Origin of the sequence: Roseobacter sp. FCG-D35 (assembly GCF_033436665.1) — a bacterium.
GTDB lineage: Bacteria > Pseudomonadota > Alphaproteobacteria > Rhodobacterales > Rhodobacteraceae > JAWQFO01.
Genome location: NZ_JAWQFO010000007.1, coordinates 12781 through 25148 on the forward strand (window position 1 = coordinate 12781; position 12368 = coordinate 25148).

The 12368-nt window shown below is 64.6% G+C and carries 13 protein-coding genes; 9 read left to right on the forward strand and 4 right to left on the reverse strand.

Going from position 1 to position 12368, the window contains the following annotated elements:
- Window positions 1–28 precede the first annotated feature (28 nt).
- The gene (locus tag R5H30_RS15765) at window positions 29–1423 is read right to left on the reverse strand and encodes a peptidoglycan-binding domain-containing protein (protein WP_318329474.1); all 1395 of its coding nucleotides are present in this window, start codon (window positions 1421–1423) and stop codon (window positions 29–31) included.
- Between the two features lie 173 nt (window positions 1424–1596).
- Here R5H30_RS15765 and R5H30_RS15770 point away from each other — a divergent pair, with 173 nt between their 5' ends.
- The 6 genes from R5H30_RS15770 (at window position 1597) to R5H30_RS15795 (ending at window position 6319) form a co-directional block, all read left to right on the forward strand.
- On the forward strand, window positions 1597–2265 hold the full coding sequence (locus tag R5H30_RS15770) for a DsbA family oxidoreductase (RefSeq protein WP_318329782.1): 669 nt from the start codon (window positions 1597–1599) through the stop codon (window positions 2263–2265).
- Window positions 2266–2304: 39 nt separating this feature from the next.
- Entirely contained in the window at window positions 2305–2976 is a 672-nt protein-coding gene (gene lipB / locus R5H30_RS15775; protein ID WP_318329475.1) for a lipoyl(octanoyl) transferase LipB, read from the forward strand.
- Between the two features lie 206 nt (window positions 2977–3182).
- Complete coding sequence (gene ctaD / locus R5H30_RS15780) at window positions 3183–4856, forward strand: cytochrome c oxidase subunit I (protein WP_318329476.1); 1674 nt, start codon at window positions 3183–3185, stop codon at window positions 4854–4856.
- A 165-nt stretch (window positions 4857–5021) separates the two neighbouring features.
- Window positions 5022–5366, forward strand: a complete 345-nt coding sequence (locus tag R5H30_RS15785; protein WP_318329477.1) for a DUF6693 family protein — start codon at window positions 5022–5024, stop codon at window positions 5364–5366.
- Window positions 5367–5396: 30 nt separating this feature from the next.
- Window positions 5397–5759 (forward strand): antibiotic biosynthesis monooxygenase family protein, encoded by a 363-nt coding sequence (locus R5H30_RS15790; RefSeq protein ID WP_318329478.1) that lies wholly within the window; start codon window positions 5397–5399, stop codon window positions 5757–5759.
- Window positions 5760–5836: 77 nt separating this feature from the next.
- On the forward strand, window positions 5837–6319 hold the full coding sequence (locus tag R5H30_RS15795) for a DUF2244 domain-containing protein (protein ID WP_318329480.1): 483 nt from the start codon (window positions 5837–5839) through the stop codon (window positions 6317–6319).
- 24 nt (window positions 6320–6343) lie between these two features.
- Here R5H30_RS15795 and R5H30_RS15800 read toward each other — a convergent pair whose 3' ends face one another.
- Entirely contained in the window at window positions 6344–7972 is a 1629-nt protein-coding gene (locus R5H30_RS15800) for a SulP family inorganic anion transporter (protein WP_318329481.1), read from the reverse strand.
- A gap of 244 nt (window positions 7973–8216) precedes the next feature.
- Here R5H30_RS15800 and R5H30_RS15805 point away from each other — a divergent pair, with 244 nt between their 5' ends.
- Window positions 8217–9092, forward strand: a complete 876-nt coding sequence (locus tag R5H30_RS15805; RefSeq protein ID WP_318329482.1) for an S-methyl-5'-thioadenosine phosphorylase — start codon at window positions 8217–8219, stop codon at window positions 9090–9092.
- A gap of 55 nt (window positions 9093–9147) precedes the next feature.
- Here the strand turns inward: R5H30_RS15805 and R5H30_RS15810 are convergent, their stop codons facing one another.
- A complete protein-coding gene (locus R5H30_RS15810; protein ID WP_318329483.1) occupies window positions 9148–9846 on the reverse strand; it encodes a hypothetical protein in 699 nt (232 codons plus the stop codon).
- A gap of 306 nt (window positions 9847–10152) precedes the next feature.
- Entirely contained in the window at window positions 10153–10914 is a 762-nt protein-coding gene (locus tag R5H30_RS15815; RefSeq protein WP_318329484.1) for a hypothetical protein, read from the reverse strand.
- Between the two features lie 279 nt (window positions 10915–11193).
- Here R5H30_RS15815 and R5H30_RS15820 point away from each other — a divergent pair, with 279 nt between their 5' ends.
- Together R5H30_RS15820 and R5H30_RS15825 are read left to right on the forward strand one after the other, a co-directional pair.
- Window positions 11194–11820, forward strand: coding sequence for a LysE family translocator (locus R5H30_RS15820; protein WP_318329485.1), 627 nt, complete (start codon window positions 11194–11196; stop codon window positions 11818–11820).
- Between the two features lie 14 nt (window positions 11821–11834).
- Window positions 11835–12365 carry an adenine phosphoribosyltransferase gene (locus R5H30_RS15825; protein WP_318329486.1) on the forward strand — a complete coding sequence of 177 codons (531 nt, stop codon included), beginning with the start codon at window positions 11835–11837 and terminating at the stop codon, window positions 12363–12365.
- The last annotated feature ends 3 nt before the right edge of the window (window positions 12366–12368 follow it).

Here is a 12368-nt window from a genome sequence, read left to right on the forward strand (position 1 = left end):
GACGGCGCCGCGCGCCGCCCGCATCCCTTTACTTGCTGATCGAGAAGCTCGGCAGACCCTCCGCCGGGGACGAGGCCGACTGCACGGTCTCGACGCCCGCCGGGGTCATCCCCGCCATCTGCATCGAGGCCTTGCGGATCAGTTCGGTGCGTTCGGGTTGACCGGGCACGAACACGGCCTCGGCCCCGCCATCGGCGGCCTGCAGACCGGCCTGATACCAGGTCGCGGCCGCGTCGGTCCGCTTGGAGGCGCCGAAGCCCATCGCGAGGTGGTGGCCCATCAGCTCGCCGTAGACCTTTTCACCCAGCGCGTAGAGCACCAGCGCGGACCCGAGTGCGACGTCCATGTTGTCGGTCCGGTAGCCGACGCCGAGGCAGATCCGCGCGGTGCCCGAAAGCTGCGCCGGGGACATGCCTGTGCCTAGAACGAAGTCGGACACGTCCTGTTCGACCGCGTCGCGCGGCTTGACCGAGAGCGCCGCAACGAAGTCCCTCACCGCAGGACCGAATCCTTCGCACTGTGCGGCGACCTGCTGCGGGGTGAAACCCTGCACCTGGCCGATCAGCTCTTCGCTGCGGGCAATCGCGTAGGTGCGCGCGAGGCAGAACTGTTCGTTCAGCGCGGTCTCGGGATCGTTCATCGAAGCAAGCGTGGTGAAGCCGCCGTTGGTGTTGGTCACCAGTGAGACCGCGTTGCAATGCGAGGCCAGCGAAGCCTGGCTGCCCTGCCCGAAGAAGTTCGGCAGCGCCGGCGCGTCCGCCGCGGCTTCGGTCACCGGTGCAGCCGGGGTCGGTGCCTGGGACGGCGCTGCGGCGGCGACAGCCGCCTTCGGAGCCGCGACCGGCGCGGGCTGCGGGTTGACCACGACGGTTGTGGTCGGCGCTGTCTGTGCGGCAGTTTGCGGCTGGGCCGGTTGGCCGTTCAGCTGCGCGTAGGTCGCCTTCAGAACACCACGCACGCCGTTGCGGTTGATGGTCTGCTGGACATCCGGGGCGCCGGACTGGGCGCGGTAATAGGAACTCGTCAGGATGTTCAACTGGTACGGCGTCAGATCGCCGGTCGCCGGGAAGCCCATGAACGCCTGGTAGCGGCCCACGGCGGCCTTGGACTGCCGGCCCAACTGCCCATCGACACTGCCTGCGTTGAAGCCGAAATAGTTCAGCGAGCTCTGGATCTCGCGCCCCTGCTGGGTCGCGGGGATGGCCGCGCGATAGGTCTTCTTGCGCGTCGTGCGCTGCTCGTAGACGCGCTGATTCTGCTGTGCGGCGCGCTGGTTGCGTGCGTGGTTGTTGGCGGCAGCCCCGACGATCGCGCCCACGGCAAAGCCGGCAAGTGCGTCGCCGGCGTCGGCCTGTGCCTTCGTGGCGGGAACCATGCCGACGGAAATCGCCAGCGCGGAGGCGATAAAATATCTCGAAATCATGTCGTCAATCTCCGGAAAATAGCGAGCAGTACAGGCACGAGCCTAACACGCCGAGTGATTCACTCTAAGTGACCGAGATTACTCAGGGCGCTTTAAATGCGCCTGATTTGCCTTGAATGCCCGGTGTCGCAACCCGATATGTGGCTTCTTTCCCGGTACCGGAGCAGTCAAAGATGTCGACACAACCAGAACCTGCGAGCGCCCTGCGAATCGATATCGTATCGGATGTGATGTGTCCGTGGTGCATCGTCGGCTACCGGCAATTGGAGGCAGCGCTCGCCGAGACCGGCATCGCGGCACAAGTGCGCTGGCACCCGTTCGAACTGAACCCGCAGATGCCGCCCGAAGGGCAGAACCTGACCGAGCACATCACCGAAAAGTACGGCGCAACGCCCGAGCAGAGCCGAGAGAATCGCAACCGTCTGACAGCCCTGGGCGCGGATCTCGGGATCACCTTCCGGTTCAGCGAGGACAGCCGCATCGTGAACACTTTCGCTGCGCATCAACTGCTGGACTGGGCCGAGGACGCGGGTCTGCAGCACGCGCTGAAGCTGGCGCTCTTCGAGGCGCACTTTACACAAGGCCGCGATGTTTCGGACCCGACGGTGCTGGCTGCGGTAGCGGGCGAGGTCGGCCTGGATGAAGTCGAGGCCGCCCAAATTCTTGCCTCGGATCAGCGCGCGGCGCGGGTTCGGGAAAAGCAAGGCTTCTGGACCTCGCGCGGGATCAGCGGCGTGCCGTCGATGGTGTTCGAGGGTCGCTACCTCGTGACCGGCGCGCAGGGCACTGAAACCTACGCTGGCCTGCTCCGACGCGTCCTGGACGAGCGCCGCGCGGCCTGAGCCCTTTCGCAGACCCCAGCGACGGGCTATTCCATCCACATGGTCGAATGGATCACCAGTCAGGGGCTGACGGACTACCGCGCGGCGGAAGCCCGGATGGAAGCGCGCGCCGCGGCAATCGCTGCCGGTGAAGCGGACGAATGCATCTGGCTGGTCGAACATCCGCCGCTCTATACCGCCGGGACCAGCGCGAAACCGGTCGACCTCACCGATCCGGAGCGTTTCCCGGTGTTCGAAACACGCCGTGGCGGGCAATTCACTTATCACGGCCCGGGCCAGCGCGTCGCTTACGTCATGCTGGACGTGGGACGGCGCGGACGCGACGTTCGGCGCTTTGTTCAGCAGCTCGAAGCCTGGGTCATCGCCACGCTGGCGGAGTTCAACGTCACCGGCGAGGTGCGCGAAGGCCGCGTCGGCGTCTGGGTGACCCGGCCCGACAAGCCCTTGGGTCCCGACGGGCTGATCCGCGAGGACAAGATCGCCGCCATAGGGATCCGGCTGCGAAGGTGGGTCAGCTATCACGGCATCTCGATCAACCTGGACCCGGACCTCGAGCATTTCACCGGCATCGTGCCCTGCGGCATCGCCGAACACGGCGTGACCAGCCTTGTCGATCTTGGCCTGCCGGTCGAGATGGGCGATCTCGACGTCGCACTGGCGCGCAGTTTCGGGACTGTCTTCGGCGCGCTTCCGACCGAAGCCGCCGGTTAGGTCTGCGGCGCGGTCGGGGCATGCGTCGCGCATGCACGGCACGCTCTTTCGCGCATTGCACGCTACGTCGCGAAAAGGCATGAAATATCGGGGGCTGCGTCAATTACGATCATTGCCCCGCCTGCCAAGTCCAATTAAAACCACCGGGACTCTGCCGCGCGAGCGCCTTGCCCGCGCGCGGCATCCACATCACCAGGAGGCAACGCATGGCAGACGCAGCCATCCACGGCCATGACCACGAAGACGAGCGCGGATTCTTCACGCGCTGGTTCATGTCCACCAATCACAAGGACATCGGGATTCTCTACCTGATCGTCTCGGCCGCCGTCGGCTTCATCTCGGTCGCCTTCACGATCTACATGCGCCTCGAGCTGATGAACCCCGGCGTTCAGCACATGTGCATGGAAGGCGCGCGGCTCTTCGCCGATGCTTCTGCCACCTGTACGCCCAACGGGCACCTCTGGAACGTGCTGATCACGGGCCACGGCATCCTGATGATGTTCTTCGTCGTGATCCCCGCGCTTTTCGGCGGATTCGGCAACTATTTCATGCCCTTGCAGATCGGCGCGCCGGACATGGCGTTTCCGCGCATGAACAACCTGAGCTTCTGGCTCTATGTCGCCGGCACCACGCTGGCAATCTGCTCGGTGCTGTCGCCGGGCGGTAATGACCAGGCCGGGTCCGGCGTGGGCTGGGTGCTATACCCGCCGCTTTCGACCAACGAGGGCGGCTACTCGATGGACTTCGCGATCTTCGCGGTTCACGTCTCGGGCGCCTCGTCGATCCTCGGCGCGATCAACATGATCACCACCTTCCTGAACATGCGCGCGCCCGGCATGACCCTCTTCAAGGTGCCGCTGTTTTCGTGGTCGATCTTCGTCACCGCCTGGCTGATCCTGCTGTCGCTGCCGGTCCTGGCCGGTGCGATCACAATGCTGCTGATGGACCGCAACTTCGGGTTCGCCTTCTTCGATCCCGCGGGTGGCGGCGATCCGATCCTCTACCAGCACATCCTGTGGTTCTTCGGACACCCCGAGGTCTACATCATCATCCTGCCGGGCTTCGGCATCATCAGCCACGTCATCGCGACCTTCAGTCGCAAGCCGATCTTCGGCTACCTGCCGATGGTCTGGGCCCTGATCGCCATCGGCGCGCTCGGCTTCGTGGTCTGGGCCCACCACATGTACACCGTGGGCATGACGCTGAACCAGCAGGCCTACTTCATGCTGGCCACGATGGTCATCGCGGTGCCAACGGGGGTGAAGGTCTTCAGCTGGATTGCGACGATGTGGGGCGGTTCGGTCGAATTCAAGACGCCGATGCTCTGGGCCTTCGGCTTCCTGTTCCTCTTCACCGTGGGCGGCGTGACCGGCATCGTGCTTAGCCAGGCGCCGATCGACCGATACTACCACGACACCTACTACGTCGTGGCGCACTTCCACTACGTGATGAGCCTCGGCGCGGTCTTCGCCATCTTCGCGGGCGTCTACTTCTACTTCCCGAAGATGACCGGGCGCATGTATCCCGAATGGGCCGGCAAGCTGCACTTCTGGATGATGTTCATCGGTGCGAACCTGACCTTCTTCCCGCAGCACTTCCTCGGGCGTCAGGGCATGCCGCGTCGCTATATCGACTACCCGGAGGCCTTCGCGCTCTGGAACTGGTGGTCCTCGATGGGCGCATACCTGTCGTTCATCTCGTTCCTGTTCTTCTTCGGGATCATGGCCTACGCCTTGCGCTCGGGGGCCAAGTCGCCCGCGCACAACCCCTGGAACGAGTATGCCGACACGCTGGAGTGGACCCTGCCCAGCCCGCCTCCGGAACACACGTTCGAAATCCTGCCCAAGCAGGAGGAATGGGACAAGACCCCGGCACATTGAGCCGCGTCACAGTCAACGAAACGAAGGCCCCGGGATCCCCGGGGCCTTTTTCGTTGCCGCCCTCGCTCTGGCCGGATACCGAACACCGTCTTGACCCGGACGGAGCGCTGACGCCTGATGCCGGAACCCGGGCCGGCATGGCCCTCAACGTCGGAAAGGCACCTCATGACACACAAGTTCCGTTGCGAGTTCGGGATCGCGGACGCCATAGGCTATGCAATCCTGTGGTTTCTGCTGGTAATCGTGACGCTTGGCCTCGCGGCCTTCGTGCTGCCCTACTATTTGCCGAAGGTGGTGCTGAACCGGACGGTGGTTCTGGACGAGAACGGGCACGAGGTCGGCCGGCTCGATTGCATCTATTCCCTGGGCGAGATGATCGGCAACGCCATCCTCTGGCTCATCCTGTCGATCGTGACGCTGGGGCTGGCCTACATCGTCTACATCTTCCGGGTGCAGCGGGTCGTCCTGTCCCGGACCCGCATCGTCTACAACGCCGCCGGCCCCGCCTGATCGATCGGCCCCGGACATGAAAGGACCGCCATGATCGCCGTCATATTCGAAGTCTTGCCGGCCGAGGGTCGCAAGATGTACTACCTCGACATCGCGGCGGAGATGCGCCCGCTTGTCGAAGAGGTCGAGGGCTTCATCTCGGTCGAGCGCTTCCAGAGCCTCACGAACCCCAACAAGCTGCTCTCGGTATCCTTTTTCGAGGACGAGGCGGCGGTGACGCGCTGGCGCCGGCTTGTCGCGCACCGCAAGGCGCAGGCCGACGGGCGCGGCGGCGTGTTTTCCGACTACCGGCTGCGGGTCGCGCAGGTGATCCGCGACTACGGCATGTTCGACCGCGAAGAGGCGCCGGTCGACAGCCGTACCGCGCATGGCGAGGCACCGCCGCCGACCTGAACGCACCACCGGCTGCGGCGCCAAGTCCTCTTGCCGAGGCGGTCCTGCGGCATATCCTTCGCTCAGGAGGTGGCGCGTTGCCTTACCAATGGACCAGCCAGCCCGGCGAGACTCCGCAGACCCTGATGCTCTGGCCGCACCAGTCGCTGCCCGCGAAGGGAATGGCCGCCTTCGTGCTTGCCACCTTCGCGATGATCCTGATCCCGGCCTTCTCCCTGCTCGGGTCGGTGCTGCTCTGGGGGCTTCTGCCATTCCTGCTGCTGGCGGTCTGGGGCATCTACCACGCGCTGCAGTCGAACCATCGCGCGCGGCGGATCACCGAGGTGCTGACGCTGGGAGCCGACGACGCCCAGTTGGTGCGAACGGAGTCGACCGGCCAGACCCGCGAGTGGGACTGCAACCGGCACTGGACCACGATCACCAAGTACGAGACCGATGGCCCGGTGCCGCAATACGTCACCCTGCGCGGCAAGGGCCGGGAGGTCGAGATCGGCGCTTTTCTGTCCGAGGACGAGCGGGTGGCGCTTTACGACGAGTTGCAGCGCGCCTGGCGGCGATGATCCGTTGCTAGACGCCTCGGCAGGTCAGTGCCCGCCGAGGATCCCGGTCCGAACCTGGTAGTTGACCGCCAGCGCGTAATCCGGGTCGTCGTCGCTGTCGACCATCAGGTGCCCCGCCTTGGTCAGCAGCCGGTGACAATCGCGGCTGAGGTGGCGCAGCTGGATCCGCTTGCCACGCGCCTCGTACTTGCCCGCAACCGCCTCGATGGCCTGCAAGGCGGACTGGTCGACGACGCGGCTGTCGGCGAAATCGACGATCACCTCCGAAGGGTCCTCGGCGATGTCGAAAAGCTCGACGAAGCCCTCGGACGAGCCGAAAAAGAGCGGTCCCTGCACCTGGTAGACCTTGGCGCCTTCCGGCGTGCGGTAGCTCTTGGCGTGGATGCGGCGGGCATTGTTCCAGGCGTAGGCCAGCGCGCTGACGATCACGCCCACGACCACCGCCACCGCGAGATCCTGAAGCACCGTCACGACGGTCACCAGCAGGATCACGAACGCATCCGTCAGCGGCACCTTGCGCAGGATGGTCAGCGAATTCCAGGCGAAGGTGCCGATCACGACCATGAACATCACGCCGACAAGTGCCGCCAGCGGAATCAATTCGATGACCGACGAGCCGACGAGGATGAAGAGCAGCAAGAAGATCGCGGCGGCGATGCCGGCGACGCGCGTGCGCCCGCCGGAACGGACGTTGATCATCGACTGCCCGATCATGGCGCAGCCGCCCATGCCGCCGAAAAAGCCGGTCACGGTGTTGGCCACGCCTTGCGCGATGCATTCCTGGCTGGCTCCGCCGCGCTGGTTGGTCATGTCGCCCACGAGGTTCAGGGTCAGCAGGCTTTCGATCAGGCCGATGGCCGCGAGGATCACTGCGTAAGGCAGGATGATCTGCAGCGTTTCCCAGTTCAGCGGCACCATCGGAATGTGAAAGGCCGGCAGCCCGCCCTGGATCGAGGCCATGTCGCCGACGCGCGGCACATCGAGCCCGAATGCGATGACCAGCGCGGCGACGATGCCGATACCCGCAAGCGGGGCCGGGATCGCCTTGGTCACCTTCGGAACCGCCCAGATCAGGACCATCGTCAGCGCAACGAGGCCGAGCATCAGGTAGAGCGGACCGCCCGAAAGCCATTCGCCACCGCCAAGCCCGTGACCGGTGTTTTCCAGCGTTCCCGGCACTTTGAACTGGCTCATCTGGGCCAGGAAGATCACGATCGCGAGCCCGTTGACGAAACCAAGCATCACCGGGTGCGGCACAAGCCGGATGAACTTGCCCCATTGCATCACGCCGGCAAAGACTTGAAGCAGCCCCATCAGCACCACCGTGGCGAAGAGGTATTCGACCCCGTGCTGGGCCACCAGCGAGACCATGACGACGGCAAGCGCACCGGTGGCGCCCGAGATCATGCCCGGACGCCCACCGATCAGCGCGGTGATGAGCCCGACAAGGAAGGCTGCGTAAAGCCCGACCAGCGGATGCACGCCCGCCACGAAGGCAAAGGCGACGGCCTCGGGCACGAGGGCGAGCGCCACGGTCAGACCGGACAGCAACTCGATGCGCAGCCGTTGGCCGGTCATCGCCTCGCCCGGCATCCAGCGCAGGTCTGTGAGTTCAATATTCTTCGCGAAGCTGCCGAACGTGGTCCGCGCCATGTCTCTTTTCCCGATTTTCTGGAGAGGCCACAACGGATCGCGGGCCGCAAGTCGCGCGCTGCCTATCCCAAACCGCCGCCGAGAGGAACCCCCGGAGGCGCATGGGAGCCCTGCGCGCGGCGGGATGGTGGCCCGATCGGCACACCGGAGCGGGTGCGTGGAACCTCGCGGCGAAGTGACCTGCGCGCCTTCCCATTTCGTCCGCCTGCGATAGTCTGCGCGACGCAAGACACGGGAGACCAGAATGACACAGACGATGATCGGCGTGATCGGGGGCTCCGGTCTCTACGAGATCGAGGGGCTCGAGGGCGCGGCGTGGAAGACCGTCGAAACGCCCTGGGGGTCACCCTCCGACGAAATCCTGACCGGGACTCTCGACGGCGTGCCGATGGCTTTCCTTCCGCGTCACGGGCGCGGACATGTCCATACGCCCTCCTCGGTGCCCTACCGCGCCAACATCGACGCGTTGAAGCGGCTCGGCGTGACCGACGTCATCTCGGTCTCGGCCTGCGGGTCATTCCGCGAAGAGATGGCGCCGGGCGACTTCGTGCTGGTCGATCAGTTCGTCGACCGGACGTTCGCGCGCGAGAAATCATTCTTTGGCCCCGGCTGCGTCGGCCACGTTTCGGTAGCGCATCCGACCTGCCCGCGCCTGTCGGAGGCCTGCGGTCGCGCGGCCCGCGACTCCGGCATCACCGTGCACGAGGGCGGGACTTACCTTGCGATGGAAGGACCGCAGTTCTCCACGCTGGCGGAATCGCGGATGTACCGCGAAAGCTGGCGCTGCGATGTGATCGGCATGACCAACATGCCCGAGGCCAAGCTCGCCCGCGAGGCCGAGCTCTGCTATGCCAGCGTGGCGATGATCACCGATTACGACAGCTGGCATCCCGACCACGGCGAGGTCGACATAAACCAGATCATCGCGACGCTCACAGGCAATGCCGACAAGGGACGGGCGCTGGTACGCCGGCTGCCAGGTCTTCTCGGCGTCGAGCGCGCCCCCTGCCCGCATGGTTGCGACCGGGCGCTCGAATTCGCGATCCTGACCGCCCCCGAAAAGCGCGACCCGGAGTTTGTGGCCAAACTTGATGCGGTTGCGGGGCGGGTGCTGGGCTGAAAAGGGGCCGGTCGCGCGCCAGCGCGCCCGGCCATCCGGTCATACAGTCATACAGTCACTCGACTCGCACCAAACCCCAGTTGGCCTTGAAGCGCGTGATCCGGTCGCCGCGCACCACGTCGCGAAGACTGACCGGCTTGGGACAGGTCTCGCAAGTGGAAGGGTCGAGGATCAGCGGGTTTGCGAAACGGACCCAGGACGACGTGCCACCGGCATTGTCGACGCGGTAGACCGCATCCACGACGAAGGGCGTGACACCCGACTTCAGTGCCGCGGTCTTGACGTCCTCGAAGCAGTCTTCCTCCATGGGCGCCCTGACCTGCGGGCGATGGGTCCAGGAATAGGTCCAGTGCCTTTCGGCATTCTTGACCGTGGCGAGCCCGGTGATCTTGTCTCCGACATACCCGCCCACGGAAGCCAGCGTCGCGTTGACGCTGCTCCCCCAGACGTTCGAGGCCCGAAGGCCCTGAGTAGCTGCCGGCGGCGCGCCGAAGATCTGCAGCGAGCAGACCTTGCTCGGCACGAAAGCCGAATCGGCGTGGTTGTAGATGAAAACGTCACCCGGGTGAGGATCGATCACCCTGGTGCTCGATACGAAAAGCCTGTCGTAACTGATGTCGGCATCATCCGCGTCGAGGACGAGTTCCTTGGCGACGTTGTATCCGAAAGCCAGCAGCACCAGCGACACGATGGTCCAGAACTTGTAATCGAATTGGCGACCAACGCGCGGGGTTTCAAAAGACCGGTGTGTCATCGCGGACAACACAGATCGGTGCCGCAGCTGTAATACCCGCTCGGGCAACCGGCCCAAGCCGCCGTGGCGGCAGAGATCGTCGCGACAACTGTGAGAACGGTTAGATACTTCATGACAAATCTCCTTTCAAATGCAGTATTTCAATTCTCACATGATACCATCTGAGCCTGTAACAGGCGTGTGAACTGGTTCACATAACGCGATCGATTGCGACGGATTGCACTTGCACATGACGGAAAAAGCCCGGCCCCAGATGCAGAGGCCGGGCACCCTTGACCGCCGGGAGGGTGCGGTCGTCGGGTCTGGTTACGTCGAGGCGGCGATCTCCACCCGGTTGATGACCTGCAGCTTGTTGCGCAGCTGAGCGATCCAGGGCAGCGTGGTGCCGTCACAGGCCTTGCCATTGGCATTGCGCGCCGCGTCGTTGTAGGGAATTCCCTCCTCTTCGAACTTGCTCTCCATGACGAAATTGGAGTGTTCGGCGAAGGCAACGGCGACGGTCTTCATCCGCAGGTTCCCGGCCGGGTCGCGCACGGCGGCGTTCAACGCCTTGAGAACTGTGCAGGCCTTGTAGCCCTTGCTCAGGTGCCAGGCCATCTGGCGCTCGCAATCCTCTTCGGCGAAGGTACGAGCTTTGGTCAGATCCTGGATCTGCGCCTCGCGACCGGTGAAGGCCTTGCCCGAGCGCGGCGGCGTGCTGAAGGTCAGCGTCTGGCCGTTCTGTGCCTCGATCTCGACGGTGTCGCCGGCGATCGCATCGCGGGTCAGGACGACCGCCCGGATGAACTCGGGGAAGTCCTCGCGCAGCATGTTGTAGTAGACGTAGGTAAAAAGATCACCCGGCGTAATATTTTCCTGGTCGGCCTTCAGCCGGCAGATCGCCGTGATCTTGCCGCGCGGCGAGACGGCGACGATACTGCCTGGGTTCAGAGTCATCGAACCTGTGCCGAAATCGACGTCGTGATAGGCGTAGATGTCGGGGTCGGTGACGCCCGTCAGCCAGGTGAACCCCATCCATCCGGACACAGTGAACGCTGCGGCAGTGGCCGCGATCTTGAGCGTGAGCATGTCATCCTCCCTACTTCGAGCAGCAGCTCGATTCACCGCACGGGTAGTGGGTGGGTGGGCAGGACTGCGCATGCACGGCAGACGAGGTTGCGAGAACAATCGCGACAGCAGCAAAGAGTTTCATTTCGGTTTCTCCGAATCAATGGGCGAGCAGATAATGCGAAAGAGGTACCACGATACCGGGAATCGGTCTGTGAACGGCTTCACAGACAGCCCGCTTGCCAAGCCGCGCGGAACTTGGAAGGAATGGGCGGCACGCGCTGGACGAGGATCCGCACCATGCCGCTCGAGACCTGGCTGACCTTCGTCGCCGCCTCCACCGCCCTTCTGCTGATCCCGGGGCCGACCGTGCTGCTGGTCCTCAGCTACGCGCTGTCGCGGGGAAAGACCGTGGCCGTATCCTGTGCTGCGGGCGTCGCCATGGGAGATTTCATCGCCATGACCGCGTCACTTCTGGGCCTTGGCGCGCTGGTGCTGGCCTCTGCGACGCTTTTCACCGCCCTGAAATGGATCGGCGCGGCCTACCTCGTCTGGCTGGGGATCAGGCTCTTGCGCGCCTCCCCGGCGTCGGATGCGGCACCTGTGCGGGTGCGTGACGTTACCACGCGCGGGGTCTTTGGTCATGCCGCCGCCGTCACCGCGCTCAACCCCAAGAGCATCGCCTTCTTCATCGCGTTCGTACCACAGTTCCTGCGCCCCGATCTGCCGCTGGCCCCGCAATTCGCCATCCTGATCGCCACCTTCGTCGCCCTGGCTGCCGTCAACGCGCTGGCCTACGCGCTGCTGGCTGACCGTTTGCGCCGCAGGCTCGGGCGCCCCGGCGTCATCGCGGCCCTGACCCGCTGCGGCGGGCTGGCGCTGATCGGCATGGGGCTGTTCACCGCCACGATGCGCCGCGCCAACTGAGAGATTTGCCACCCATGAAAACCGTCAAGGATTACATCCGCACCATCGTCGATTTCCCGCACGAGGGGATCATGTTCCGCGACGTGACGACGCTGTTCGCCGACCCTCGAGGGTTCCGCATGGCGATCGACCAGATGCTGCATCCCTATGCCGGGATCGACATCGACAAGGTCGTCGGGCTCGAGGCGCGCGGCTTCATCCTTGGTGGCGCCATCGCGCACCAGCTGTCGGTGGGCTTCGTGCCGATCCGCAAGAAGGGAAAACTGCCGGGCACAACAATCAGCCAGGACTACAAACTCGAATACGGCGAGGCGATCGTCGAGATTCACGACGATGCGATCCAGGCCGGCGAGAAGATCCTGGTCGTCGACGATCTGCTGGCCACGGGTGGTACGGCGGAGGCGGGGATCAAGCTGATCGAGCGACTGGGCGGCGAAATCGTTTCCTGCGCCTTCATCATCGACCTGCCGGAACTCGGCGGACGCCAAAAGCTCGAGGCGATGGGCATGGACGTGCATGCCCTCTGCGATTTCGAAGGGGCCTGACGG